We start from the raw sequence: 25,450 nt of genomic DNA, 5'->3' as shown, positions 1-25,450 counted from the left end.
TTAATTGATATATCAGAGATATATCTATAGGTATTTATTCTGTCAATCGTAATCAGTTTAAGGCTTCGTCTGTATGGAACATGCCAGTATTAATGAAAAAGCGGCTAACAGTAGCAATGCACTCATCGATAGCTGGGGAAGTGAGAGCCTCGCTGAACAGGCTTATCGTCTTCTTGAGCGCCTCATCGTTACGCTGGAGTTGGAACCCGGCTCCATTGTCAATGAACGCACGCTGATAGAATTGACGGGCATGGGGCGAACGCCGATACGCGAAGCAATCCAAAGGCTGGCTTGGGAAGGGCTGGTTGAAGTGCGCCCGCGCTCCGGCATAGCCATTGCACCAATTGATCCTATAGATTTTAATAAGGTTCTTGATGCTCGCGAAGGTGTGGAACGGGTCCTCGCCCGCGATGCTGCCCGGTTCGGAAGCGCGCGCGATTTTGAACGTCTGCAAGCTGCCGCAAACGCCATGCGTGAAGCCATACCAGCTGAAAATGTTGCACTCTTTCTCGACGCCGACAAAGCGTTCGACATCGTACTTGGAACTGCGGCTGGCAATCCATACGCGACGCGTCTTGCTGCGCCTCTGCAAACACACAGCCGCAGATTCTGGTTCAGGCTGCGCCCCGCATCAGGAATAACCGGTTCTGCAAATGCCCACGCAACACTGATTGAAGCGATCATATCGCGGGAACCGGAACGGGCAAGCCAAACCGCCAGCGCGTTGATGACTTATTTGCGCACTCTGGCACCGGAATAGAAACGCTGTTTAGACAGCATTTGAACCGTTACGTCCCTGCAAAATCGCATCTATATCTACAGTGGCGGTAGCTCTGGTATCAAAAACCAAACCGTCATCTGTGCCGATGTCGTTAACAGCACGAGAATAGGAATGTAGGCTTCCATGGGCCATGTCGATTGTCTGAACTGAAGCAATCGAAAAAATAGCCAAAAGACCGAATAATACTTGCGACGAATAACGCATCTCCAACGCTCCGCCATTAAGTTGACAATCCGAATTAAGCGCTAACTCATGTTCAAAAAATGGCGTTTAATATTTAGCTAAAGACGCAAACTTCACAAAATCGCGATCAGCCTCAGCTGGCTTTGTTCATTGAGTCGGACATTTTGTGCATGACTTTGAGGGCTGTGTTGAGCTCATCATCACTGATGCCCTCCAACAAGTCGGCTCGCACTTCTACCGCGAGATCAACCACTTGCTGTGCCAGTTCTTTGCCCTCTTTGGTCATAACAATGCGCTTGGCGCGACGATCACCTGCTACCGCCTGCCGTTCGACAAATGCCTGACGCTCAAGTCCATCAATCAAGCGAACCATCGTTGCATTCTCGATTTCCAGAACTTCAGCCAATTCTTTTTGATAAAGGCCTTCCTGTTCGATCAATGTCAACAAGGTACGTGCACGGGCCAAAGTCAGGCCGCGCTGCTTCACGCGCGCATCAAACACTGTTCGCAGCCTGCGATTGACCTTTGCCATGGCGTCGATCAATTCTGCACTCAGATCTGCTCTGCTCATCGTGGATGCCTTAATATTAGTACCCTAACAATCAACTAACGGCTTAAATGGCCGACTAGTGGTTTTCAAGCGATCATAGCATGCTCACGCAACCGTGATGGTATAAGCCCAACCTATAAGTGGTTGGCCAGCGATTTTCCGTTGGTAAAAATACCAATAAAAGAAAAGCGGGCCAAAGCCCGCTTTCTTGTCAATTCTCTGAGGTTAGCCGAGGCCTAACCTTTTCATGCTGGCAGGACAGTGCCTTGCAACGTCATCAGCTGATGCAGGAAGACTTCAGCCTTCGTACGATGCTCATTTGTTGAAGCATCTTCGAGATGCTTGCGGGCAATTTCGATGCGATTCTGAATATCGGAAGGATCAACATCGTCAACATGCGTCGCTGATTCTGCCAGAATAGTGCAGCCCTGTGGGGTAATGTCAGCAAAGCCGCCAAACACCACATAGGAATCAGACTTGCCATCGGCAAGCTTCACCGAAACAACACCCGGCATGATCGTCGTCATCAGCGGCGAATGACCGCTCAGCGCCGTCAAATAGCCTTCACTGCCCGGAATGACGACTTCCGTCACCTCAGCCGAAAGCAGGAGGCGTTCTGGCGACACGAGTTCGAATTGGAAAGCTTGAGCCATGGTTCTCACTTAAATTTCTGGAGCTTGATCCCGAAAACAAAGCCGTTTCGGTCAATGATCATACTCAAACAAATGAACAGGCATTTTCGGCGGGCTATAGAGCCCGCCGAAAACTCAATTCATTAAGCGGCTTCAGCAGCCAGCTTCTTCGCCTTTTCGATCGCTTCTTCAATCGAGCCAACCATATAGAAGGCTGGTTCTGGAAGATGATCGTATTCACCTGCGCAGAGACCCTTGAAACCTTTGATGGTGTCTTCGAGTGCAACGAGCTTACCTGGCGAACCAGTGAACACTTCGGCAACGAAGAACGGCTGCGACAGGAAGCGTTCGATCTTACGAGCGCGCGCAACGGTCAGCTTGTCTTCTTCCGACAGTTCATCCATGCCCAGGATGGCGATGATGTCCTGAAGAGCCTTGTAACGCTGCAGAATTGCCTGAACCTGACGGGCAACTGCATAGTGTTCTTCACCAACGATCATTGGATCGAGCATACGCGAAGTGGATTCAAGTGGATCCACAGCAGGGTAAATACCCTTTTCAGCGATCGAACGGTTCAGCGTGGTTGTCGCGTCCAAGTGAGCGAACGACGTTGCTGGTGCAGGGTCGGTCAAGTCGTCGGCGGGAACGTAAATTGCCTGAACCGAAGTGATCGAGCCCTTGGTCGTGGTCGTGATGCGTTCCTGCATGGCGCCCATGTCGGTTGCCAGCGTTGGCTGATAACCAACAGCGGAAGGAATACGGCCGAGAAGTGCCGAAAGCTCTGAGCCAGCCTGCGTGAAGCGGAAGATGTTGTCCACGAAGAACAGAACGTCCTGACCCTTGTCACGGAAGTTTTCAGCAACCGTCAGACCCGACAGAGCAACGCGAGCGCGCGCACCCGGAGGCTCGTTCATCTGACCGTAAACGAGTGCGGCCTTGGAGCCTTCACCGCCACCGAGCTTGTTAACGCCCGATTCGATCATTTCGTGGTAAAGGTCGTTACCTTCACGGGTACGTTCACCAACACCTGCGAATACCGAGTAACCGCCGTGCGCCTTAGCGACGTTGTTGATCAGTTCCATGATGAGAACGGTCTTGCCAACGCCCGCACCGCCGAACAGACCAATCTTACCACCCTTTGCGTAAGGAGCGAGAAGGTCAACAACCTTGATGCCCGTTACGAGGATTTCAGCTTCGGTCGACTGTTCGATGTACTCAGGAGCTTCCTGGTGGATCGCACGACGAGCAGTGGTCTTGATTGGGCCGGCTTCGTCAACTGGCTCACCGATAACATTCATGATGCGGCCAAGCGTTTCTTCGCCAACCGGAACCATGATCGGGTTGCCCGTATCGCGCACTTCGTGACCACGGACGAGACCTTCGGTCGAGTCCATAGCGATCGTGCGAACGGTGTTTTCGCCCAGATGCTGTGCAACTTCAAGAACTAGACGGCTGCCGAGGTTGTCTGTTTCCAGAGCGTTGAGGATCAGCGGAAGCTGACCGTCTTCAAACTGAACGTCGACAACAGCGCCGATAACCTGTGTAATTTTGCCAACTGCGCTAGTCGTTGCAGCCTTAGGAGCTGCATCGGCCTTAGCGGCAGCAGTCTTTGCCGGAGCCTTTTTGGCTGGAGCTTTCGCCGCTGCTGGCTTTGCTTCGGCCGCGGCGGTAGTTTTCGGGGTCGCTGCTTTTGCCATCGATCCTTTTACCTTCCGTTAGCATGATCCCGAAAAATTGAAGGCTTTTCGGAAAATATCATGCGATGAACCTAATTCTAAAGCGCTTCCGCGCCCGAAATAATTTCGATCAGTTCCTTGGTGATCTGAGCCTGACGCTGACGGTTGTACGTGATCGACAACTTGTTGATCATGTCACCGGCATTACGCGTCGCATTGTCCATAGCGCTCATCTTCGCGCCCATTTCGCCCGCCACATTTTCCAGCAGTGCGCGGAAAATCTGGACCGAAATATTGCGCGGGATCAGCGTGCTCAGGATCTCCGCAGGATCAGGTTCGTACTCATAAATCGCATCGCCTGCAGTTCCTGCCTGCTCAGCATTTCCAGCCGAAGCCGGAATGATCTGCTGTGCAGTGGGGATCTGTGCAATCACCGACTTGAACTCGGAATAGAACAGTGTGCAGACATCAAACGCGCCCTGTTCAAACAGTTCAATGATCTTGTTACCGATCTGGTCGGCATGCACAAAAGCAAGCTGTTTGACTTCACGCAGATTGACATGGTCGATGATCAACGAAGCAAATTCACGACGCAGAATATCTGCACCCTTTTTACCGATCGTCAGAATCTTGACTGTCTTGCCTTCAGCGAGGAGCTTGCGGGCATGATCACGCGCATAACGCGCGATCTGCGAGTTGAAACCGCCGCAAAGGCCACGTTCTGCAGTAGCGACGACGAGCAGATGCACGTCGTCCTTACCCGTACCAGCCATCAATGCCGGTGCGTCTTCACCGCTCACGTTCTGCGCGATGTTAGCGAGAACGGCGCCCATGCGCTGCGAGTAAGGCCGTGCGGCCTCCGCAGCTTCCTGAGCACGGCGCAGCTTCGCCGCAGCGACCATCTGCATCGCCTTGGTGATTTTCTGCGTCGCCTTGACCGAGGCGATACGGTTTCTCAGATCCTTTAGTGAAGGCATCCGTTCATCCCGTCACAAAATTCAAGCAAAAGACTTGGCGAACGCGTCGACCGCTGCCTTGAGCTTTGCTTTGATGTTGTCGGTGAGTGCCTTTTCGTCGCGAATCGCGTCGAGAACATCCTTGTGCTCGGTGCGCAGCGAAGAAAGAAGACCAGCTTCGAACTTGCCAACCTGGTTGACGGCGATCTTATCGAGATAGCCATTCACGCCAGCGTAAATCACGGCAACCTGTTCTTCCGTCTTGAGCGGCGAGAACTGCGGCTGCTTGAGAAGTTCGGTCAGACGTGCACCACGGTTAAGCAGACGCTGGGTCGAAGCATCAAGATCCGAACCGAACTGAGCGAATGCTGCCATTTCACGATACTGGGCGAGTTCACCCTTGATCGAACCAGCAACCTGCTTCATGGCCTTGATCTGAGCGGACGAACCAACGCGCGAAACCGACAGACCGACGTTAACAGCCGGACGGATACCCTGATAGAACAGGTTGGTTTCGAGGAAGATCTGGCCGTCAGTGATCGAGATCACGTTGGTCGGAATGAACGCGGAAACGTCGTTACCCTGCGTTTCGATGACTGGCAGAGCCGTCAGCGAACCAGCGCCGTTTTCGTCGTTGAGCTTCGCAGCGCGCTCAAGAAGACGCGAGTGAAGGTAGAAAACGTCACCTGGGTAAGCTTCACGGCCCGGAGGACGACGAAGCAGAAGCGACATCTGACGATAAGCAACAGCCTGCTTGGAAAGATCGTCATAGCCGATCAGCGCGTGCTGGCCATTGTCACGGAAATATTCACCGATAGCGCAGCCTGCGAATGGCGCAAGGTACTGCATCGGAGCCGGATCGGAAGCGGTAGCCGCGATCACGACGGAATATTCGAGAGCGCCACGTTCTTCGAGAACCTTAACGAACTGAGCAACAGTCGAACGCTTCTGGCCGATAGCAACGTAAACGCAATAAAGCTTTTCGCTGTCCGGCCCGTTGTCGTGGATTGGCTTCTGGTTAAGGAAGGTATCGAGAATGATAGCAGTCTTGCCGGTCTGACGGTCACCGATGACCAGCTCACGCTGACCACGACCGACAGGGATCAGAGCGTCAACAGCCTTGAGGCCGGTCGACATTGGCTCATGAACCGACTTACGCGGAATGATGCCCGGCGCCTTGACGTCGACGCGGCGACGCTCAGTAGCAACGATTGGGCCCTTGCCGTCGATTGGGTTGCCGAGAGCATCGACAACACGGCCCAGCAGGCCTGAACCAACAGGAACGTCAACGATCGCGCCGGTACGCTTGACGACGTCGCCTTCCTTGATGTCACGGTCGGCACCGAAAATAACCACACCGACATTGTCGGTTTCAAGGTTAAGCGCCATTCCGCGAATACCACCAGGGAATTCGACCATTTCGCCAGCCTGAACATTGTCCAGACCGTAAACGCGGGCGATACCGTCGCCGACGGACAGAACCTGACCGACTTCGGAGACCTCAGCCTCCTTGCCGAAGTTCTTGATTTGCTCTTTCAGGATAGCGGAAATTTCCGCGGCGCGGATGTCCATCAGCCGACCTCTTTCAGTGCAAGCTTGAGAGAAGAAAGTTTAGTGCGAAGGGACGTGTCGATCTGACGCGAACCCATCTTGACGATAAGACCGCCGAGGATCGACGGATCGACGGTGACATTGATCGTCACGTCCTTGCCGGCCACGCCCTTCAGCGTTGCCTTCAATTCATTCTGCTGAGCGCTCGTCAGCTCATGCGCAGAAATAACATCAGCGGAAACTTCGCCGCGATGTTGAGCTGCAATCTCACGGAAAGCGGCGATGATGCCCGGCAGCGCAAACAGGCGACGATTGGACGCCACGACGCGCAGGAAATTGCCGACCAGACCCTTGATGCCAGCCTTGTCAGCAATCGCGCCAATGGCGTGAAGCTGGTCTTCAGCATTGAAGACCGGACTGGAAATCAGACGCTTCAGGTCTTCGCTTCCGCTCAGAAGCGCCTCGAAACGGCCAAGATCTTTTTCCACAGCAGCAACGGATTTTGCATCGAGCGCAAGCTCAAACAATGACCCGGCGTAGCGCTGTGCGACACCTGAAATGAGCGAAGACGTTTCTGCCACGAACAACCTGCTCTCTACGTTGAAACCATCTTTTTGGGAGTTCAGCAGGACCGATTGGCCCAAGCAGATGATTTTATTGAATGTTTCCGGGGAACCCCTGACGCGCGAGCGCGACAACACCGAAATGTGATTGCCGTCTAGCATAGACGAACCGGACTCGCAACACGCGAATCCCGCACTTTTGTGTAAGTTTTGCCGCTATTTTAGGTTAGAAAACGACGAACGAAGCCGACGAATGAAGCAGAATGCATTTTCGCATAGCAACTTGGGCTCGACTCTGGCGTCCAGCTCGTCTTTGGCCAGCTTCTCAACCGACAAAACCAAAAGCGTAAAGCAATGGCCCAGCGGCAAGCAGAAATTCGATGACGGCTGCAACGATGTTGTAAAAAGTTGCACTTTTATCCGACATCATTGAAATGAAACGGCCGAAGAGCGCAAATCCCCATACCGCGCCCAGCACAACCCACAGAAAAGGCTGTGCGAAGATGAGGCATCCGAGCCCGAGCCCGAGATACGGACCGGCCAGAACAGCTCGGATGGAGCTATAAGCCTCTGGACGCGCGTTGACTGGCTGAAGACGCAGCAGCTTCATGGTGATACCCGGTGCAAAAAGCATGATGAGTCCCGCTAGCGCCGTTACGACCGCGGCAGTCCAGGCAAGCCACTCGCCGGTGGTCATGGGGAGATAAAATTCCATTGCGTTTCACCTCTTGGTTTCAAGCGCTATAGCGAAAAACCCGACGCGTTTCCATAGCTTTGGACGCTACAGGAAGCTCTGGGGATCGATATCCACCTGCACCCGGATAGAGCCGCGTTCTTTGGGTGCGGCTGCAAGAAGCGCACGAATAAACCCTTGAATATCCGCTCTTTTCGTTCCGTGAACCAGGATACGGAACCGATGTCTGCCACGCACCAGTGCAAGTGGCGCCTCAGCCGGACCAAGCACAGAAACCTCAGAAGAATGCGGCGCTGCACGCCGAAGCGCACGCGCATGATTTTCAGCATCAGGCCGGTTATCGGCAGAAATAATCAGCGCCGCAAGCCTCCCAAAGGGCGGCAGGGCACTTCGTTCACGCTCCTCGATTTCACGCGCATAAAATGCGTCCGAATCACCGCTGACGATAGCGCGCATCACCGGATGATCAGGCTGATAGGTCTGAAGCAGACCAAGACTTTTGCGACCTGTTCGCCCTGCACGGCCTGTCACCTGATTGAGCAACTGGAAAGTGCGTTCGGCTGCACGCGGATCGCCATTGGCAAGGCCAAGATCGGCATCCACCACGCCCACCAGCGTCATGTTGGGAAAGTTATGCCCCTTGGCCACAAGCTGCGTGCCGATGACAATATCCGCCTCGCCTTTGGCAATGGCATCCAGTTCAAGCCGAAGACGCTTCACACCGCCCGCCATATCCGACGAAAGAACAATGATTCGCGCGTCCGGGAAGGTTGCAGCCACCTCCTCGGCAATGCGTTCAACACCCGGTCCACAGGCAACCAGATGATCCAGCGTGCCACATTCCGGGCAAGCTTCCGGCACTGGCTCATGATAGCCACACTGATGGCACATCAACTGCCCGCGAAAACGGTGTTCGACCAGCCAACTTGAACATTGCGGACACTGAAAACGATGGCCACAGACACGACAAAGCGTAAGTGGCGCATAGCCACGCCTGTTGAGAAACAGCAGCGCCTGTTCGCCACGCTCGACAGTCTTACCCACAGCCTCGGTCAAGGCTGGCGACAAAAACCGTCCCGGCGGCGGCGGAGAGCGCCGCATATCGATGGTCTTCAGTGTCGGAAGTGCCGCTTCCGCATAGCGACCATAGAGCTTGATTCGCTTATAGCGTCCCTGATCGGCATTCACCTGGCTTTCGATAGAAGGTGTTGCCGATGCCAATATCACCGGAAAACCGCCAATGTGGCCACGCACAACGGCCATATCGCGCGCATTATAGAAAACGCGATCTTCCTGTTTGTAAGCCGGATCATGTTCCTCGTCGACCACGATCAGGCCAAGTTCCTTGAACGGCAAAAACAGCGCCGAACGGGCACCGGCGACCACACGAACGGTGCCTTCCGCAATTTGTCGCCAGACGCGCTCCCGTGTGCGCGGCGCAAGATCGGAGTGCCATTCGGCAGGCTTTGCCCCAAAGCGCTCATGAAAACGGTCGAGAAACTGCTGCGTCAGTGCGATTTCCGGCAGCAGGATCAACACCTGTTTGCCCATCTCAAGCGCCTTGGCGACGGCTTCAAAATAAACCTCGGTCTTGCCGGAACCGGTCACGCCATCAAGCAGCGAAACTGAAAAAGCATTTTCCTCAACCGATTCGGCGAGCATTTCGGCAGCAGCCTGCTGATCCTCTGAAAGAGTGGATCGCGAATAATCCGTATCCGGCGTCGCCACGACAGCAGGCGGCGGAAGCATCACATCCTCAAACACGCCCTGCGTTTTCAAACCATCGACAACCGTCAGCGAAACACCGGCGGCATGGGCCAGCCCCGAGCGCGTCCATGCCAAGCCGTCGCGTGCCAGTTCCATCACACGGGCACGGGCATCCGTCATGCGCTCCGGCTCATGGCCATTGTGACGAAGCCCCGGCACTTTCGGCTCTGGATCAAAGGCTGCAGGCGCACGAAGCACCATGCGCGCCACCATTCCGGGCGGTGAAAGGGTATAATCTGCGGCCCAGCGCATGAAGCGCAGCATCTGAGCATCCACAGGGGGGCAATCGAAAACTTCAGAAATTGCGCGCAGTTTCTTGGCGTCGACGGCATCGGTGGCGCCATCACAAACGATACCCGCAACCTCTCGCGGCCCCAGAGGTACGCGCACGATTGAGCCGGGCTGGACATGCATTCCCTCCGGCACCATATATGAATATGGACGTTCAGCAGGCATCGGCACGAGCACCGGCACCACGCTTTGGGTGGGCTCCGCAAAGAGGCTCAAAATATCGTGCGAATCTTTCGACATGATTGCGTGACCTTGGCGCGGCTTTGCGCTAAAGAAAAGCCACCTTGCTGGATTTAAATCAATTTAAATCCACTAACCCGCGCCCATTATGGAGGAATTCTGTTATGAAGTTTTTCGTCGACACTGCGGACGTCAAGGAAATCCGCGAACTCAATGATCTTGGACTGGTCGATGGCGTAACCACCAATCCGTCGCTGATCCTCAAGTCCGGCCGTGACATCATCGAAGTTACCAAAGAAATCTGCTCTTTCGTCAAGGGTCCGGTTTCGGCTGAAGTCGCAGCAACCGAATATGAGCAGATCATGAAGGAAGCTGCTGTCATTGCCAAGATCGCAGACAATATCTGCATCAAGCTGCCCTTGACACTCGACGGCCTCAAGGCTTGTAAGGCACTGACCTCCGATGGTCACAAGACCAACGTGACGCTCTGCTTCTCGGCCAATCAGGCTCTGCTCGCAGCAAAAGCAGGCGCGACCTTCGTATCGCCATTCATTGGTCGCCTGGATGACACTGGCATCAACGGTATGGAACTGATTGCTGAAATCCGTACCATTTTCGACAACTACGATTTCCGTACTGAAATCCTGGCTGCTTCGGTTCGCACCGTAAACCACGTCAAGGAAGCAGCATTGATCGGCGCCGACGTCGTTACTGCCCCTCCGGCAACGCTCAAGGCTCTGGTCAAGCATCCACTGACCGACAAGGGCCTTGAAACCTTCCTCGCCGACTGGGCGAAGACCGGCCAGAAAATTGCTTAATCAGCCTACTGATTAAAACGCAAATCGGCGGATCATCGATCCGCCGTTTTTGTTTATCCAAGTTCGGTTTCGCCGTCTTGCTTGACAACACGAATCGGATTGTTGCCGCAATATTCCGTAATCGCTTCCGCCAGCCGGGCCGAATGCGTGACCACCCATATCTGACTGCGCTCGGAGGCTCGCGCGATCATCTTCGCCAGCGATGGAATCATATCAGGATGCAGACTCGCCTCAGGCTCGTTCAGAGCAATCAAAGGCGGCAGACGATAGGACAGAAGCGCGCCCGCAAGCGCCAGCAGACGTATCTGCCCGTCAGATAACTCGCCCGGCCGAAATACGCGCGGCGGAAAGGCAGGAAATTTGAGGCCGAATGTTGCGGTTTCTTCTGGATACGGAATGACCAGCTTGGCGCCTTCCAGCGCATCGGCAATCAGATGATCAAGATCCACCGTATCCTGACGAATATGCGCGAGTGTTGCAAACACAGAAGCCAGATTACCGCCGTCCTCGTCAAGCATTGCAGCCGTTGCAGCGATCGATGGCTGACGCACCGGTGCATCGCGATCGCTTCTGAAACCATGATAGAACCGCCACCCGCGCATTTGGGATGCGAGATCACCGATCTCCGGATAATGCCCGGACTGTCCCAAGACGGCGAGGCCACTCTCCGATGTCAGAAGGCGAGTCGGATGTTCGGTACGTCGCCCCTCCCCATCCCGTGCAAAAACCGCTGGTCCCTTGCGATCCATGAGATCAACCGGACGTCGCCCGGTGTCGAGATTGAGCTGCTCTTCCTTGATCTGCGGCTCAAAGGGAAAAGCACCCGATACCGGCGGCGGCAAACCTGCCTCGACACGGTAAGACAGACGCGAAGCAAGGCGTTCATCTTCAAATTCGGCCTCAAGAATGATTCGCGCCGGTTCATGCTTGCGTCGGGTGCCACTCCACATGGCCGATTGCATACCGCCTTCGCGCACGATCTCGGTTGAGAATATACCTTCCGCCGCAGCCTTCACGAGTTGCAGGGCACGATAAAGATTGGACTTTCCAGCGCCGTTTTCACCAACAAAGACTGTGACCTGCCCCAGATCAAACCGCACAGACCGAAGTGAGCGATAGCCTTTTGCCGAAAATGAAACGAGCCGCATGATTTCCTCAGCCTAGACAAACGAAAGGCGGCACAAGATGCGCCGCCTTTTCGAACTCGATCAAACTGGCACCCTCAAAGCTTCGACATCTGCATGGCGATTGCAAGATAGATCTGTTCAGCTAGTTCTTCAGCCGCACGCTTCGTTGCATCACGTTCGGCACGCAGGTTGGCGAATTCCTGACGCGGACGGTCAAAGGAAGCACCGACCGTGCGTGTCCCGGACTTCAGTGCCTTACCGTCCTTGTCGAACAGCACGAAATTTGACTTCGCATTGACTGTACCAGCCGATGGACGGCCCGTGCGATCCGTCTGGTCACCAATATCGACACTCACGAAAGATGTAACCGACTTGCTTAAGCCCAGACGCAGCTTGTAGTTCGGATTGGCAGGCTCACCAGCACCGCCGGAAAGCAAGAAGATCAGCCGATTACGAACCTGAACACCGTAAATGCTATTTTCAGGATCGACCGAAATCGATGCCAGCTTCGCGCGCATATCCGGCGTCACACTGCCGCCAATCGTACTGCCTGCACTGCCACCGCCCGAATAGAGCGGTTGCACCGTACAGCCAGCAAGAAGAACTACGGCTCCGATGGCCACAATCGCCACACGGAGATTCTGAAAAGCGGAAATCAAGCGATCAGGCAACGACATTGACGATCCTTTGTGGCACCACGATGATCTTATTCGGCGTGCCCCCTTCGAGCGCGGTCTTGACGAAGTCAAGTTCGAGCACCGCCTGCTGGATTGTAGCTTGATCAGCGTCGCGCGCGATTGTCAAATCCCCACGCTTCTTCCCGTTGATCTGAACCGGCAGAACAATCTCGTTTTCCACGATCAAAGCTGGATCGAACTGCGGCCAGGGCGCACGTGCAACCAGTGTTTCCTTGCCTGCTATCTTGCCACCCAGCTCAATTGCGCACTGTTCAGCCAGATGCGGCATCATTGGTGCCAGCATCATGATCAACATTTCGGTTGCTTCGCGCAATGCCGCCTTCAGCTCATCGTCGGCTTTACCGGATGCAACCTGCTGCAGCGGTGCTGCAAGCGTGTTGACCAATTCGTAAAGACGAGCGACCGAACGGTTAAAGGCAAGCTTTTCGATGTCATCACCAACAGCCTGAACAGCCTTATGAGCAGCCTTGGATACGGTGAGCGCACCGCCCTGCGTTCCAGCTTTCGGCGCGACATCCTTCAAGCCGGCAGCAGCTTCCGAAACCAGACGCCAGACGCGCTGCACGAAACGATGCGCACCTTCGGCGCCGGCTTCGGTCCAGATGACGTCGCGTTCCGGCGGGCTGTCGGAAAGCATGAACCAGCGCGCGGTATCTGCGCCGTAAGACGAGATGATGTCGTCGGGATCGACCACGTTCTTTTTCGACTTCGACATTTTCTCAATCGAACCGATTTCGACAGGCGCACCGCTATCGAGCATGGTTGCAACGCGCTTGCCGTCAACATCTTCGATGCGGATATCGGCAGGTGCAACCCACTGGCCATTAGCCTTATAGGTTTCATGCACCACCATGCCCTGCGTGAACAGGCCCTTGAATGGTTCATCGATACCAACGTGACCTGCGACTTTCATGGCGCGGGTAAAGAAGCGCGAATAAAGCAGGTGCAGGATCGCGTGCTCAACGCCACCAATATACTGATCGACCGGCAACCAGTGATCGGCAACCGCACGATCCGTCGGCTCATTTTCCCAAGGCGCGGTGAAGCGCGTGTAATACCACGACGAATCGACGAACGTATCCATGGTGTCCGTTTCACGGCGCGCTTCGCCACCGCATTTCGGGCACTTCACATGACGCCATGTCGCATGACGGTCAAGCGGATTTCCCGGACGGTCGAACTCGACATCATCCGGCAGCTTGACTGGCAGATCAGCACGCGGCACCGGATTGACGCCACAGCTTTCGCAATGGATCATCGGGATCGGGCAACCCCAATAACGCTGGCGGGAAATACCCCAGTCGCGCAGACGGAACTGCACCTTGCGTTGAGCCTGCGGGCGACCATCAAGCTCGGTCTTTTCCAGACGTTCAGCCACTTCCGCGAAAGCTGCTTCCGGCGTCATGCCGTCGAGGAAGCGCGAATTGAACATCACCCCATCGTCGGTATAGGCCGTTTCGCCAACGCTGAAGCTTGCTGCGTCCTCACCCTTCGGCAGAACAACCGGCGTCACTTTCAGCGAATATTTATTGGCAAAATCCAGATCGCGCTGATCGTGTGCAGGGCAACCGAAAACGGCGCCTGTGCCGTATTCCATCAACACGAAATTAGCGACATAAAGCGGCAGTTCCCAATTATCATCGAACGGGTGCTTAACCTTGATGCCGGTATCGAAACCCTTCTTTTCAGCAGTTTCAAGCGCTGCGAGCGACGTGCCATGCTGATGGCATTCATCGATGAAGCCGTTGAGCGAGGCATTATCCTCTGCAAGCTTCTTCGCCAGCGGGTGATCGGCGGAGATCGCTACAAAAGCCGCACCGAACAGCGTGTCCGGACGGGTCGTATAAACTTCAACTTCCGAGAAACCGGACGGCGCGGTCTTGTGATCCAGCGCAAAGCGAACCTGCAGGCCTTCCGACTTGCCGATCCAGTTCTTTTGCATGACGCGGACTTTTTCCGGCCACTGGTCAAGCGTATCGAGACCCGCCAGCAGGTCTTCGCTGAAATCGGTGATCTTGAAGAACCACTGTGTCAGTTCGCGCTGTTCGACCAGCGCACCTGAACGCCAGCCGCGGCCATCCACCACCTGCTCATTGGCGAGAACGGTGTTGTCGACCGGGTCCCAGTTGACCTTGGAGGTCTTGCGCGTCACCAGACCTTTTTCAAACAGGTCAATGAACAGCATCTGCTGACGATGGTAGTATTCGACATCGCAGGTCGCAAACTCACGCGACCAGTCAAGCGACAGGCCCATGGATTTCAGCTGACGCTTCATCGTGTCGATGTTCTGGTAGGTCCATTCCTTCGGATGCACCTTGTTCTGCATCGCCGCGTTTTCCGCAGGCATACCGAACGCATCCCACCCCATCGGGTGTAGAACGTTGAAACCCTTGGCGCGCTTGTAACGGGCAACAACGTCGCCCATCGCATAGTTGCGCACATGGCCCATGTGAATGCGCCCCGATGGATAAGGGAACATTTCTAGGACGTAGTATTTCTCGCGGGGATCGCTGTTGTCGGTTTCGAAAGTCTGGTTTTCTTCCCAGATTTTCTGCCAATGAGCTTCCGCCACACGCGGATTATAACGTTCGGATGCCATGAGCGTATTTACTCGTACGAAGGTGATGCAATAAGGAGAGTCGGTATTTAATGGCGACCTTCACCACGTATTGGCGAGAGCGTCAAGTTTTTGCGGACTTAAAAGCCTGAAAGCGAGAATTCCATGTCAGTTATTGGGTCAGATATTGGTGCGAACCTGAACACGGTCAAGACCGCGATTGCAAACGCAGAGAAAGAAGCGCAGCGCAAAAAAGGTTCCGTGACACTTGTGGCCGTATCGAAAACATTCGAAGCGGATGAAATCCGCCCGGCACTCGAACTCGGCCAGCGGGTCTTTGGTGAGAACCGCGTTCAGGAAGCTCAAGCCAAGTGGCCAGGCTTGCGTGAAGCCTATTCAGGAATCGAGCTGCACCTCATCGGACCGCTACAATCCAACAAAGCAGCTGATGCCGTGGCCCTCTTCGACGTGATCGAAACCGTGGACCGTGAAAAAATCGCCGCCGCTTTAGCCAGTGAGATCAAAAAGCAGGGCAAAAGCCCGAAGCTCTATGTGCAGGTCAATACCGGCCTGGAAGAACAAAAGGCTGGTATCCCGCCAAATGAGGCCGTTGCCTTCGCTGAGCGCTGCCGCATGCATCATGGCCTCTCAATCGAAGGGCTGATGTGCATACCACCGGCAGACGAAAATCCGGGGCCGCATTTTGCTTTGCTGGAAAAACTCGCCCGCGAAGCAGGCGTTGCCAAGCTTTCCATGGGCATGTCGGGCGATTACGAAACGGCAATCGGCTTCGGTGCGACCTCGGTTCGAGTCGGCTCGGCGATTTTTGGTGGGCGCTATGCTACTGCAACAACTGACAGTAGATAGAAAAAACATCATATATATACATGATTCATATTAATCAAATGAGGATTTTATAATGTCTACTAAAATTACTCTTCAAAGCGTTATAACAAACCGTTTCATAACCCTAGACTCTTTGGTAGAAGAGAATTTATTCCATGTTTCCATGAAAAAAGAGAATGAATCCCCTAAAGAAAACATGATTTGGTCAATAGATGATAAAATTGAAAATAAACAATCTAGTATTGTATATTACGATGGACAATCTATTGATACAGACTATTTTTGGGGACAAACCTCCAAAAACAAATCTATAGTTGACGGGAAAGAGGTAAATCTTCTTTCTGCATTTAACATTGACTACCTTCCTGCGGTACTTTTCCATTTCGAATATGTAGATCAAATACCTTTTTCTAAAGGATACAGAATAAGCATGGCCGATAAAAAATACACACTAACAATATCCAAGAACGATCCAGAGAAAATCTTTTTTAAGGATGATACAAAACATACCATCAATGATACATTTTACGTGAGATACGTTTAAATTATCACCACTTCACAACACGTAATTATACTATAATCACCGTCATTTATACAATATTTTTTATAAATTACATGTATTAATCTCCATAAACATTTTAGAATTTCCTGACAATTCCGTGAAACATCTTCGCGAAAATCTGTTTTGGGACAAACAGTCCATCCGATTTTTTCCGAGATGTTTCACATTTCTTTGAGAAAACTTAGTTCCAAGACAAAAGCATTTCCCCCCGCAATACCCTCAAATCAGATGGGCCGAGCTGACGGAAATGCGTATAGCTCACCGAATGCAACGGCCCCTCGATCTCATCCTTCCAAAAATTGATGAAATGGTTCAGCGTTGGAAAATCTGGCGCAATATCATAATCCTGCCAGACGAAAAGCTGCAACAGATGTGGGTGATCGGGCATGTGGTAGAAAAGCTTTGCCGTTGTCAGGCCGTAACCGGCAAGCTGGAGTTCAAAAGCCGACTTCGCACCGAGTGCTTGCTTTGCAAGAAAAGCGGATGTCGTCATAGCGATTTCCCCTTTTTACAGGAGCCTATTGTGAATATCTGGAGACTCCGACATTGATCATACTCGCCGGAAATAGTTTTTAAATAGTAAAAACAATATGTTAGCACCAAGTTGAGGCGAGTGCTGCCACGTCGATCATATTTTTGTGCTGCGTCACTCTGGACCATAGTCGATCCCAATGTCTAATTTACGTTTAGTCAGACGGAATGTAGATGAGTCTGGCGATAGCTTCGCCCCGATGCGAGCTATCGATTACGGCGGGAGGATCGCCGGACAGCAAGGAGGACAACATGTCGGAAAAGCTTTACCCTGTTCTGCCGGGGGCAAAGAAGAACACGCTCATAGACAACGAGAAGTATCTCGAATGGTACAATGAGAGTGTGACCGACCCGGATGGATTCTGGGCCAAGCACGGCCGACGGATTGATTGGTTCAAGCCATTCACCAAAGTCAAGAACACCGATTTCAACGGCGACGTTTCGATCAAGTGGTATGAGGATGGCGTTACCAACGTTTCCTATAACTGTATCGACCGTCATCTCAAAAGCCGTGGCGATCAGGTTGCGATTATATGGGAGGGCGACAATCCCTATATCGACAAGAAGATCACCTATCGTGAGCTGCACGAAAATGTCTGCCGCCTTGCCAATGTGCTCAAAAAGCACGGCGTGAAGAAAGGCGATCGCGTCACCATCTATCTGCCGATGATCCCGGAAGCAGCTTACGCAATGCTCGCCTGCGCCCGCATTGGTGCGGTGCATTCCGTCGTCTTCGCTGGCTTCTCGCCGGAAGCGCTGGCCGGTCGTATTGTTGACTGCGAATCCACTTTCGTCATCACCGCAGATGAAGGCGTACGCGGCGGCAAGCCGGTTCCGCTGAAAGAAAACACCGATACCGCTATCGACATTGCTGCCAAGCAATATGTGTTGGTCAACAAGGTCCTGACTGTGCGTCGTACCGGCGGCAAGGTCAGCTGGGGTCCGGGTCGCGATCTCTGGTATCATCAGGAAGTCGCAAGCGTCGAACCGACCTGCGAACCGGAACCAATGAACGCGGAAGATCCGCTGTTCATCCTCTACACTTCCGGCTCAACCGGCAAGCCAAAGGGTGTGCTTCACACCACTGGCGGCTATCTCGTCTACGCTTCGATGACCCATCAATATGTCTTCGACTATCATGATGGTGACATTTACTGGTGTACCGCTGATGTGGGCTGGGTCACAGGCCATTCCTATATCGTCTATGGACCGCTGGCCAATGGTGCCACCACACTGATGTTTGAAGGTGTGCCGAACTTCCCCGATCAGGGTCGTTTCTGGGAAGTGGTTGACAAGCACCACGTCAACATTTTCTACACTGCACCAACAGCAATCCGCGCATTGATGGGCGCTGGCGATGAGTTCGTCACACGTTCATCGCGTTCAACGCTGCGTCTTCTTGGCTCGGTCGGAGAACCGATCAACCCGGAAGCATGGGAATGGTATTACAACGTGGTCGGCGATCAGCATTCGCCAATCGTTGATACATGGTGGCAAACGGAAACCGGCGGCATTCTGATCACGCCATTGCCGGGCGCGACCGACCTCAAGCCGGGTTCTGCGACACGTCCGTTCTTTGGTGTGAAGCCGCAGCTGGTGGACAATGAAGGCGCGATTGTGGAAGGTGCCACCGACGGCAATCTTTGCATTATCGATAGCTGGCCGGGCCAGATGCGCACCCTTTACGGCGATCACAAGCGCTTCATCGAAGCTTACTTCTCCACCTATAAGGGCAAGTATTTCACCGGCGACGGCTGCCGCAGGGATGAAGACGGTTACTACTGGATCACCGGCCGCGTCGATGATGTGCTCAATATTTCCGGCCATCGCCTCGGCACAGCGGAAATCGAATCCGCACTCGTCTCGCATCACTCGGTTTCGGAAGCTGCTGTTGTCGGCTACCCGCACCCGATCAAGGGCCAGGGCATTTATTGCTATGTCACGCTGATGACCGGCGAAGCCGTGAAGGACGAAGACGCCCTGCGCAAAGAACTGATAAGCCATGTGCGCAAGGAAATCGGCCCGATTGCAACGCCGGACAAGATCCAGTTCTCGCCCGGCCTGCCAAAGACCCGCTCCGGCAAGATCATGCGTCGTATCCTGCGCAAGATCGCTGAAGACGAGTTCGGCTCACTGGGCGATACGTCGACACTCGCCGATCCGGGCGTCGTGGACGATCTGATCGAAAATCGCCAGAACAAGAAATAAAAACAGGCCCCGGGAAACCGGGGCTTTTTATTTCAACCAAAGACCAGGTTGCCGATATCTAGCTCATAGATTTTTCTCGCAGCCAATGCCGGGATTGGTTTTGCCAACGGCCGCACATCTGAAAGCTCCCATGCAAACCACCCATCTTCAAAAGACGAAGCGCAGGCAGCCGCTAGAGCGCGTCCATTGAACGCGGAATCGCGTTGAGGATTCCCTTGGTCGCCGAATTCTGATTCCATCGCTCCGACTGGTGATTTGGTTGGAGGCAATATGACCCGGGCTTTCAGTGTTGATCTGCGTAGCCGCGTTCTGGCTGCGTCACGGGATGGCATGTCGGCACGTTCAGCGGCAGCCCGATTTGGGATTGGGATTTCAACAGCCATCGCCTGGATTGCGAGTGCGCGAGCAGGTCTGTTGACCCCGGCGAAGCAGGGCCGACGCGGCGGCTCACGCCTGGATCCTCACGAGGACTTCATCTTCGGCATGATCGAAGAGGCGAAGGATATCACGCTCAACGAAATGGTCCGGCGATTGCATGAGGAGAGAGCCGTATTGATCGGCCGCAGTGCGCTTGACGTCTGGCTGCGAAAGCGCGGCTGGACTTTCAAAAAAAGACCGCACATGCACTGGAGCAGGACCGTCCTGACCTGCTGAAGCGTCGCCAGGACTGGTTCGACGGCCAGCTCGATCTCGATCCAGCGCACCTCGTATTCATTGATGAAACCGGCCTGAGCACGAAGATGTCCCGGCTTCGCGGACGAGCCCCTTGCGGAGATCGATGCCATTCACCGGTCCCACACGGCCATTGGAAGACAACGACATTTACCGGTGCACTCAGACTATCTGGCATGACCGCGCCCATGGTCCTCGACGGTGCGATGAACGGCGTCGCATTCCAGGCCTATGTCGAACAGGTTCTCATTCCAACCTTGGTGACCGGCGACATCGTCATCATGGACAACCTGCCGTCACATAAGGCGAAGGGCGTGCGTCTCGCAATCGAAGGTGCGGGCTGCAGCTTGCTCTACCTTCCTCCATACAGTCCAGACTTCAACCCCATCGAGAAGGCCTTCGCCAAGCTCAAGGCCGTCTTGCGCGCCAAAGCCGAGCGAACCGTCGAGGGCTTATGGAATACTGTCGGCCAGATCGTCACGCTGTTTGAACCACAAGAATGTGCCAACTACTTCAAATCCTGCGGAGATGACCCCGAGTAAAGTGGACGCGCTCTAGATCGTCTAGCGTAAATGGCCGAACATGCACAATTTTCACAACAGCCAGCGCATAGCCATCTGGGTCAACGCTGATCAGATCACCCAGGAAAAATTTATTCTCCACGATTAGAATATCTTCATGGGGAGTAAGATCGGGAACCCACTTTCTCACTTCAAGCGTCTTCTCTCCTGAAGCGATTTTACTGCCACTCGGAGCGACTATGGAGATTGCCTTGATTTTAACAATGCACTTCCTGAACAGCTCAAAAATCTATCGTCCGTCCCTTGATCTCCCAGTCGCCAAAACGCGCGGGGTCCTTGCCGCCGCGACCTCCAATCTCACGCGGCAGCTTTTCGGCATTTTCACTCGCGCGGCGCTCTTCGGCTTCTTTCAGTGCGCGCTGAGCGGCCGGTGGCAAGTCTTCAAACTTGCGCGGTTCAGCATTATCGTCGTTGGCGGGTTCGTTGAACTTATCGGTCATTTGTTTGCGATCCGTTATTAGAGCCCATTATTGAACATCAGGCATTTCATACCCATCATATAGTTAAATCTGACGGGGAAGCAAAACCCCGATTGTGTAAACTGTTGCTGAACCGGAGACCTATACGGATGAATATGACGAAAACTGCCATGCTGATTGCTCTCATGACAGTCATGTTCATGAGCATTGGCTATTTGCTGGGCGGCGGTGGCGGCATGATGATCGCTCTGGTGGTCGCTGTTGCGATGAACCTGTTTGGCTACTGGAATTCCGACAAGATGGTGCTGCGCATGTATAATGCGAGGCAAGTCGATGAGCGTTCGGCGCCCGAATTCTTCCGCATGGTCAGCGGTCTTGCCGCCAATGCTGGCCTGCCAATGCCGAAGGTCTATATTATCAACGAAGACCAGCCCAATGCATTTGCGACGGGCCGAAACCCCGAAAATGCTGCCGTTGCAGCCACGACCGGCCTTCTCAATCGTCTTACACCAGAAGAAGCTGCAGGCGTGATGGCGCATGAGCTGGCGCACGTTCAAAACCGCGATACGCTGACCATGACAATCGTCGCCACACTTGCCGGTGCCATTTCCATGCTTGGTAATTTTGCATTTTTCCTCGGTGGAAACCGCGAAAATGGCAATGGGATCATCGGTGTCATCGGTACAATTCTTGCTATGATCGTGGCTCCTTTTGCGGCGATGATCGTGCAGATGGCGGTAAGCCGTACCCGCGAATATGCCGCCGACCGTCGCGGTGCCGAAATCTGCGGCAATCCGCTCTGGCTCTCATCCGCCCTTGGCAAGATCGCCCGCGGCGCTAAGTCTATTGTCAATGAGGAAGCCGAGCACAACCCGTCAACCGCCCATATGTTCATCATCAATCCTCTGAGCGGACGTGGAGCAGACAACCTGTTTTCGACGCATCCGGACACAGATAATCGTATTCAGGCGCTTGAACAGATGGCCGCTGAGATGGGCATTCGCTCGGCGGGAATGATGCAACGCAGTTCACCCCCTTCCCAAAACAGTGGTCCATGGGGTAATGCAGGCGGTAATAACAGTGGCGGTTCCGGTTATCGGGGCCCCTGGTCCTAAAGCGCAAGCCAAAAACCAGATGCGCGTCAGATAAAGTAGAACAGCGTGAACGATAAAAAAGCTGCGCCAAAGCGTGGAAATAAAAAGCCGCACTCCCATAAACATGCCGCAGACCGCGCTGAACAGCTGCGCCCGGGTCTTGCTGCACGTCTGACTGCGGCCCGCCTGCTTGGTGCGGTGATTGAAAAGAACACATCGCTTGACGGTCTGACAGATAACAGCCACGGGCATCCGCAATATCTCGCGCTCGAACCACGCGACCGCGCGCTGGTTCGCGCCATTCTGGGTTCGGCGCTGCGCAATCGCGGCAGCATCGAACGCGCCATCAACAAACGCCTCGACCGGCCATTGCCGGAAAATGCTCACGCGCTCAAGCATCTTCTGCATGTGGCCATCGCACAGATTTTCTATCTTAACCTGCCGGATCATTCGGCGGTTGATCTGGCTGTGGAAGCGGCCAATGCCGATCCACGCAATCGCAAGTATGCAGGCCTTGTGAATGCACTTCTGCGCCGTCTGTCGCGCAACAAGGAACGCGCGCTGGCTCATACATTGCAGCCGGAAGCCAATGTGCCGGAATGGTTCGCAAACAGCATCAAAGACGCTTATGGCGCAGAAAAGGCAGCAAGCATTCTCGCCATGCACGCTTATGAACCGCCGATCGATTTCACCGTAAAAGGCGATCCGAAGGAATGGGCCGAAAAGCTCGGCGGCACAGCTCTGCCAAACGGCTCGGTACGTCTTGAGACTGTCGAAGGCAATCTCACCGACCTGCCCGGCTTTGCCGAGGGCGAGTGGTGGGTGCAGGACGCGGCGGCAAGCCTGCCTGCTCGACTCATGGGCGATATAAAGGGCAAACGTGTTGCCGATCTTTGTGCAGCGCCGGGCGGCAAGACCGCACAGCTTGTGCAGCAGTCCGCAGATGTCACCGCGCTCGATATGTCTGAAAACCGTCTCAAGCGTCTTCAGGGCAATCTGGAGCGTCTTGGCTACAAGGCACGTACCGTCGCCACCAATCTGATGGAGTACACACCGGACGCGTTGTTTGATGCAGTTCTTCTCGATGCGCCCTGCTCATCCACAGGCACCGTGCGCCGTCACCCCGACGTGCCATGGACCAAAACACCAAAGGATGTCGAAAAGCTCGCCAGCCTTCAGGCAAAGATGCTTGCTCATGCAGTGACGCTGGTTAAGCCCGGCGGTACCATTGTCTTTTCCAATTGCTCGCTGCACCCGCTGGAAGGCGAAGAAATGGCACGCAAAGCGCTGGAAAATCCGGAACTCGAAGCTTATCCGATCACGCTGGACGATTGTGCCGGACTGGAAGGTCTTGTGACGGAGGAAGGCTTCCTGCGCTCAACGCCTGCCGATTTGGCCGCCGATAAATTCGATGGCAATCCGCATATGGCTGGAATGGACGGCTTCTTTGCTGCCCGCTTTAAACGCAAAGCCTGATCAGTTAGATATTGCTAATTAAAATCGATGAATGTGTCATAACGAGTTTATAAGCTCGTTATGGTTAACACTCGATTCACCATTATCGACGATTCTAAGAATGTGTGATTCCGAGGCGCGGAAACCAGCATTTCGGTACATCATGCCATGAAAGGACGGACCTGCCTTACAGGGTCCATTGCGAATGAATTTTAATACGGAGAATGAAAGGGTGGCAGTCGCGTTGAGCGAAACCCCGCATCTTTGGGGACTGGCCGTTGCACAGGCTTGGCGCAAGTTCAGCCGCCGTCTGCGCATGGGTCCGCTTTATCGCTGGCGTTTTACCGGCTTCACACCGGAGCGCATTCTCATCGCTCCCCCTGACCTGCGCGTTGCCGACCCGCAGCTGGCGCAGGAGTTCTATCATGGCCGGTTCGCACTGGCCGGTCGCCTCGTCGAAACCGGCGGCATGTCGCCTTTTGCTGTTGAGCCTCCGACACCGGAATGGGAAGCAGCCCTTCAGGGTTTTGGCTGGCTGCGTCACTTGAAAGGCGCCAACAGTGAGCTTGCCACCGCCAATGCACGTGCGCTCGTTGATGACTGGATGCGCCTTTATGGCAAACGCATCGGTGGTCTTGCCTGGTCGCCGGAAGTAACGGCCCAGCGCATCATCGCTTGGCTGCAGCATTCCAACCTCATTCTTTCAGGCGCAGAATTGCCTGCCTATCGCAAATTCATGCGCTCGCTTGCCATGCAGGTGCGCTATCTGCGCACCGTCGCTTCCGCCATGGATGATGGCGAAGAACGCCTGCGTGCGCGCATTGCACTCGCCTTTGCAGCACTCGCCTTGCCGGTTTCGCCGCCGACCGCCCGCGCCGCGCGCCGTAATCTGGAATATGAGTTGAAGCGCCAGATCCTGCCCGATGGCGGGCACATCTCGCGCAACCCGGTTACGATCCTTGAACTGCTGGCCGATCTTCTGCCGCTGCGTCAGACCTATGCCAATGGCACAGAATCCCCGCCAAAGGCATTGATCGAAGCTGTCGAGCGCATGTTGCCAGCGCTGCGTTTCTTCCGGCATCAGGACGGCAGCCTAGCACTTTTCAATGGCGTTGGGCCGACACTGTCCGAGCGAATTATTTCAGTTCTGCGCCATGATGAAACCGCAGGTTCGCCGCTGACACACGCGCCTTATTCGGGGTATGAACGCCTGTCGATGGGTGCGACCACGATTATCGCCGATACCGGCCTTCCGCCGCCCGTAACCGCGTCGCGCGATGCCCATGCGGGCTGTCTCGCCTTTGAAATGTCTTCGGGACGTCAGCGTTATATTGTCAATTCAGGTGTTGATCGTTACGGCCCACCCGAATTTCGTCCGTTGGGGCGCTCGACGGCTGCGCACTCGACTGCCACCATCAATGACACATCATCCTGCCGTTTCAGTCTGAATGCGGGCCTCTCCAATATGATCGGCACGCCGATCATTGCAGGCCCCACAAAAGTTCAACGTGATCGCGTGGAAGACCTCGGACGACAAGGCTTTGTCGCAAGCCATGATGGCTATGCCCGCCTTTTCGGCATCTTCCATGAGCGCCGCGTCGTGCTCTCGCACAATGGCAGCGTCATTCAGGGTGCCGACCGTTTCTATCGTGGCGATGCCAAGGCTTTGAAAGCCAATGGCCGCGACAATATCGCGGTGCGTTTTCATATCCACCCTTCTGTAGATATCTCATTTGATGAAAATGGTCTGATTATTCTCAGCGCCCCGCACGATGATACATGGGCTTTTTCCTGTTTCGAAGTTGCCCCGCAGTTGGAAGACAGCATCTTCTTTGCCGGATTCCGCGGACCTGTAACATCAAAGCAGATCGTGCTGTCCTTCCCGGCTTCCGAACTACCGGAAGTGAACTGGCAACTCAGCCGCGTTGCCATCGGTAGCTATGCTTAATCCAAAAAGGCCTCTTTTAGCTGCGATTTGAGGTATGATTCGCGTCACGCCTGTGCTAATTCGCCATCGTCCCACCCTTCCTGAACGCAAAACGCTTCAGCAACGAAGAG

Annotated in this window: 25 protein-coding genes; 9 read left to right on the top strand and 16 right to left on the bottom strand. The window is 54.3% G+C overall.

What is annotated here, in order from left to right:
* Nucleotides 1-73: 73 nt before the first annotated feature.
* Complete coding sequence (locus H5024_RS03060) at nucleotides 74-760, top strand: GntR family transcriptional regulator (RefSeq protein ID WP_187543969.1); 687 nt, start codon at nucleotides 74-76, stop codon at nucleotides 758-760.
* A gap of 9 nt (nucleotides 761-769) precedes the next feature.
* Here H5024_RS03060 and H5024_RS03055 read toward each other — a convergent pair whose 3' ends face one another.
* The 9 genes from H5024_RS03055 to H5024_RS03015 form a co-directional block, all read right to left on the bottom strand.
* Complete coding sequence (locus H5024_RS03055; RefSeq protein ID WP_187543968.1) at nucleotides 770-985, bottom strand: hypothetical protein; 216 nt, start codon at nucleotides 983-985, stop codon at nucleotides 770-772.
* 112 nt (nucleotides 986-1,097) lie between these two features.
* Entirely contained in the window at nucleotides 1,098-1,535 is a 438-nt protein-coding gene (locus H5024_RS03050; RefSeq protein ID WP_187543967.1) for a MarR family transcriptional regulator, read from the bottom strand.
* A gap of 224 nt (nucleotides 1,536-1,759) precedes the next feature.
* The gene (locus tag H5024_RS03045; RefSeq protein ID WP_187543966.1) at nucleotides 1,760-2,167 is read right to left on the bottom strand and encodes a F0F1 ATP synthase subunit epsilon; all 408 of its coding nucleotides are present in this window, start codon (nucleotides 2,165-2,167) and stop codon (nucleotides 1,760-1,762) included.
* A 122-nt stretch (nucleotides 2,168-2,289) separates the two neighbouring features.
* Nucleotides 2,290-3,843: a F0F1 ATP synthase subunit beta gene (gene atpD / locus H5024_RS03040; protein ID WP_187543965.1), complete on the bottom strand. Its 1,554-nt coding sequence runs from the start codon at nucleotides 3,841-3,843 to the stop codon at nucleotides 2,290-2,292.
* Between the two features lie 77 nt (nucleotides 3,844-3,920).
* Entirely contained in the window at nucleotides 3,921-4,799 is an 879-nt protein-coding gene (locus H5024_RS03035; protein WP_187543964.1) for a F0F1 ATP synthase subunit gamma, read from the bottom strand.
* A 21-nt stretch (nucleotides 4,800-4,820) separates the two neighbouring features.
* Nucleotides 4,821-6,350 (bottom strand): F0F1 ATP synthase subunit alpha, encoded by a 1,530-nt coding sequence (atpA, locus tag H5024_RS03030; RefSeq protein WP_187543963.1) that lies wholly within the window; start codon nucleotides 6,348-6,350, stop codon nucleotides 4,821-4,823.
* Nucleotides 6,350-6,910, bottom strand: coding sequence for a F0F1 ATP synthase subunit delta (locus tag H5024_RS03025; RefSeq protein ID WP_187543962.1), 561 nt, complete (start codon nucleotides 6,908-6,910; stop codon nucleotides 6,350-6,352). The genes atpA and H5024_RS03025 overlap by 1 nt, the downstream gene beginning before the upstream one ends.
* A 307-nt stretch (nucleotides 6,911-7,217) precedes the next feature.
* Entirely contained in the window at nucleotides 7,218-7,607 is a 390-nt protein-coding gene (locus H5024_RS03020) for a DUF4345 family protein (protein ID WP_187543961.1), read from the bottom strand.
* Nucleotides 7,608-7,673: 66 nt separating this feature from the next.
* Nucleotides 7,674-9,884, bottom strand: a complete 2,211-nt coding sequence (locus tag H5024_RS03015; RefSeq protein ID WP_187543960.1) for a primosomal protein N' — start codon at nucleotides 9,882-9,884, stop codon at nucleotides 7,674-7,676.
* A gap of 104 nt (nucleotides 9,885-9,988) precedes the next feature.
* Here H5024_RS03015 and fsa point away from each other — a divergent pair, with 104 nt between their 5' ends.
* Nucleotides 9,989-10,642, top strand: a complete 654-nt coding sequence (fsa, locus tag H5024_RS03010) for a fructose-6-phosphate aldolase (protein WP_187543959.1) — start codon at nucleotides 9,989-9,991, stop codon at nucleotides 10,640-10,642.
* Nucleotides 10,643-10,695: 53 nt separating this feature from the next.
* On the opposite strand, the gene H5024_RS03005 is transcribed toward fsa, so the two are convergent.
* The 3 genes from H5024_RS03005 to leuS form a co-directional block, all read right to left on the bottom strand.
* Entirely contained in the window at nucleotides 10,696-11,790 is a 1,095-nt protein-coding gene (locus H5024_RS03005; RefSeq protein WP_187543958.1) for an AAA family ATPase, read from the bottom strand.
* A 74-nt stretch (nucleotides 11,791-11,864) separates the two neighbouring features.
* The gene (gene lptE, locus H5024_RS03000; protein WP_187543957.1) at nucleotides 11,865-12,446 is read right to left on the bottom strand and encodes an LPS assembly lipoprotein LptE; all 582 of its coding nucleotides are present in this window, start codon (nucleotides 12,444-12,446) and stop codon (nucleotides 11,865-11,867) included.
* On the bottom strand, nucleotides 12,433-15,066 hold the full coding sequence (gene leuS / locus H5024_RS02995) for a leucine--tRNA ligase (protein WP_187543956.1): 2,634 nt from the start codon (nucleotides 15,064-15,066) through the stop codon (nucleotides 12,433-12,435). Before leuS ends, lptE begins: the two co-directional genes overlap by 14 nt.
* Before the next feature lie 123 nt (nucleotides 15,067-15,189).
* Between leuS and H5024_RS02990 the strand changes: the two genes are divergently transcribed.
* On the top strand, nucleotides 15,190-15,891 hold the full coding sequence (locus H5024_RS02990) for a YggS family pyridoxal phosphate-dependent enzyme (protein WP_187543955.1): 702 nt from the start codon (nucleotides 15,190-15,192) through the stop codon (nucleotides 15,889-15,891).
* A 52-nt stretch (nucleotides 15,892-15,943) separates the two neighbouring features.
* The gene (locus tag H5024_RS02985; protein ID WP_187543954.1) at nucleotides 15,944-16,414 is read left to right on the top strand and encodes a hypothetical protein; all 471 of its coding nucleotides are present in this window, start codon (nucleotides 15,944-15,946) and stop codon (nucleotides 16,412-16,414) included.
* 199 nt (nucleotides 16,415-16,613) lie between these two features.
* Here H5024_RS02985 and H5024_RS02980 read toward each other — a convergent pair whose 3' ends face one another.
* Entirely contained in the window at nucleotides 16,614-16,925 is a 312-nt protein-coding gene (locus H5024_RS02980; protein WP_187543953.1) for a Usg family protein, read from the bottom strand.
* Nucleotides 16,926-17,215: 290 nt separating this feature from the next.
* Here H5024_RS02980 and acs point away from each other — a divergent pair, with 290 nt between their 5' ends.
* Nucleotides 17,216-19,171, top strand: a complete 1,956-nt coding sequence (acs, locus tag H5024_RS02975; RefSeq protein ID WP_187543952.1) for an acetate--CoA ligase — start codon at nucleotides 17,216-17,218, stop codon at nucleotides 19,169-19,171.
* Between the two features lie 32 nt (nucleotides 19,172-19,203).
* On the opposite strand, the gene H5024_RS02970 is transcribed toward acs, so the two are convergent.
* The gene (locus H5024_RS02970) at nucleotides 19,204-19,410 is read right to left on the bottom strand and encodes a hypothetical protein (RefSeq protein ID WP_187543951.1); all 207 of its coding nucleotides are present in this window, start codon (nucleotides 19,408-19,410) and stop codon (nucleotides 19,204-19,206) included.
* 31 nt (nucleotides 19,411-19,441) lie between these two features.
* Here H5024_RS02970 and H5024_RS02965 point away from each other — a divergent pair.
* Nucleotides 19,442-20,385 (top strand): IS630 family transposase gene (locus H5024_RS02965; protein ID WP_247875203.1). Its coding sequence is split into 2 segments (ribosomal slippage): nucleotides 19,442-19,766 and nucleotides 19,766-20,385, totalling 945 coding nucleotides; the frame shifts between segments, so codons are not numbered across the junction.
* On the opposite strand, the gene H5024_RS02960 is transcribed toward H5024_RS02965, so the two are convergent.
* Entirely contained in the window at nucleotides 20,357-20,605 is a 249-nt protein-coding gene (locus tag H5024_RS02960) for an ASCH domain-containing protein (protein WP_348770684.1), read from the bottom strand. The two genes, H5024_RS02965 and H5024_RS02960, sit on opposite strands and share 29 nt — an antisense overlap.
* 40 nt (nucleotides 20,606-20,645) lie before the next feature.
* Complete coding sequence (locus H5024_RS02955) at nucleotides 20,646-20,864, bottom strand: DUF1674 domain-containing protein (RefSeq protein ID WP_007876846.1); 219 nt, start codon at nucleotides 20,862-20,864, stop codon at nucleotides 20,646-20,648.
* Nucleotides 20,865-20,992: 128 nt separating this feature from the next.
* Here H5024_RS02955 and htpX point away from each other — a divergent pair, with 128 nt between their 5' ends.
* The 3 genes from htpX (at nucleotide 20,993) to H5024_RS02940 (ending at nucleotide 25,340) form a co-directional block, all read left to right on the top strand.
* On the top strand, nucleotides 20,993-21,958 hold the full coding sequence (gene htpX / locus H5024_RS02950) for a zinc metalloprotease HtpX (RefSeq protein WP_187543950.1): 966 nt from the start codon (nucleotides 20,993-20,995) through the stop codon (nucleotides 21,956-21,958).
* A 45-nt stretch (nucleotides 21,959-22,003) separates the two neighbouring features.
* A complete protein-coding gene (locus H5024_RS02945; protein WP_187543949.1) occupies nucleotides 22,004-23,413 on the top strand; it encodes an RsmB/NOP family class I SAM-dependent RNA methyltransferase in 1,410 nt (469 codons plus the stop codon).
* Between the two features lie 184 nt (nucleotides 23,414-23,597).
* Entirely contained in the window at nucleotides 23,598-25,340 is a 1,743-nt protein-coding gene (locus H5024_RS02940; RefSeq protein WP_187543948.1) for a heparinase II/III family protein, read from the top strand.
* Nucleotides 25,341-25,450: the final 110 nt, after the last annotated feature.

The sequence above is a fragment of the Ochrobactrum sp. Marseille-Q0166 genome, assembly GCF_014397025.1.
In the GTDB taxonomy this organism is placed as follows: Bacteria; Pseudomonadota; Alphaproteobacteria; order Rhizobiales; family Rhizobiaceae; genus Brucella.
This window is presented reverse-complemented; position numbering and strand designations above follow the sequence as displayed.

What these genes read in the sequence shown, in the direction of transcription:
- H5024_RS03060 (WP_187543969.1), top strand. Translation starts at nt 74, where the DNA reads ATGGAACATGCCAGTATTAATGAAAAAGCGGCTAACAGTAGCAATGCA.
- H5024_RS03055 (WP_187543968.1), bottom strand. Translation starts at nt 985, where the DNA reads ATGCGTTATTCGTCGCAAGTATTATTCGGTCTTTTGGCTATTTTTTCG.
- H5024_RS03050 (WP_187543967.1), bottom strand. Translation starts at nt 1,535, where the DNA reads ATGAGCAGAGCAGATCTGAGTGCAGAATTGATCGACGCCATGGCAAAG.
- H5024_RS03045 (WP_187543966.1), bottom strand. Translation starts at nt 2,167, where the DNA reads ATGGCTCAAGCTTTCCAATTCGAACTCGTGTCGCCAGAACGCCTCCTG.
- atpD (WP_187543965.1), bottom strand. Translation starts at nt 3,843, where the DNA reads ATGGCAAAAGCAGCGACCCCGAAAACTACCGCCGCGGCCGAAGCAAAG.
- H5024_RS03035 (WP_187543964.1), bottom strand. Translation starts at nt 4,799, where the DNA reads ATGCCTTCACTAAAGGATCTGAGAAACCGTATCGCCTCGGTCAAGGCG.
- atpA (WP_187543963.1), bottom strand. Translation starts at nt 6,350, where the DNA reads ATGGACATCCGCGCCGCGGAAATTTCCGCTATCCTGAAAGAGCAAATC.
- H5024_RS03020 (WP_187543961.1), bottom strand. Translation starts at nt 7,607, where the DNA reads ATGGAATTTTATCTCCCCATGACCACCGGCGAGTGGCTTGCCTGGACT.
- H5024_RS03015 (WP_187543960.1), bottom strand. Translation starts at nt 9,884, where the DNA reads ATGTCGAAAGATTCGCACGATATTTTGAGCCTCTTTGCGGAGCCCACC.
- fsa (WP_187543959.1), top strand. Translation starts at nt 9,989, where the DNA reads ATGAAGTTTTTCGTCGACACTGCGGACGTCAAGGAAATCCGCGAACTC.
- H5024_RS03005 (WP_187543958.1), bottom strand. Translation starts at nt 11,790, where the DNA reads ATGCGGCTCGTTTCATTTTCGGCAAAAGGCTATCGCTCACTTCGGTCT.
- lptE (WP_187543957.1), bottom strand. Translation starts at nt 12,446, where the DNA reads ATGTCGTTGCCTGATCGCTTGATTTCCGCTTTTCAGAATCTCCGTGTG.
- leuS (WP_187543956.1), bottom strand. Translation starts at nt 15,066, where the DNA reads ATGGCATCCGAACGTTATAATCCGCGTGTGGCGGAAGCTCATTGGCAG.
- H5024_RS02990 (WP_187543955.1), top strand. Translation starts at nt 15,190, where the DNA reads ATGTCAGTTATTGGGTCAGATATTGGTGCGAACCTGAACACGGTCAAG.
- H5024_RS02985 (WP_187543954.1), top strand. Translation starts at nt 15,944, where the DNA reads ATGTCTACTAAAATTACTCTTCAAAGCGTTATAACAAACCGTTTCATA.
- H5024_RS02980 (WP_187543953.1), bottom strand. Translation starts at nt 16,925, where the DNA reads ATGACGACATCCGCTTTTCTTGCAAAGCAAGCACTCGGTGCGAAGTCG.
- acs (WP_187543952.1), top strand. Translation starts at nt 17,216, where the DNA reads ATGTCGGAAAAGCTTTACCCTGTTCTGCCGGGGGCAAAGAAGAACACG.
- H5024_RS02970 (WP_187543951.1), bottom strand. Translation starts at nt 19,410, where the DNA reads ATGGAATCAGAATTCGGCGACCAAGGGAATCCTCAACGCGATTCCGCG.
- H5024_RS02955 (WP_007876846.1), bottom strand. Translation starts at nt 20,864, where the DNA reads ATGACCGATAAGTTCAACGAACCCGCCAACGACGATAATGCTGAACCG.
- htpX (WP_187543950.1), top strand. Translation starts at nt 20,993, where the DNA reads ATGAATATGACGAAAACTGCCATGCTGATTGCTCTCATGACAGTCATG.
- H5024_RS02940 (WP_187543948.1), top strand. Translation starts at nt 23,598, where the DNA reads ATGAATTTTAATACGGAGAATGAAAGGGTGGCAGTCGCGTTGAGCGAA.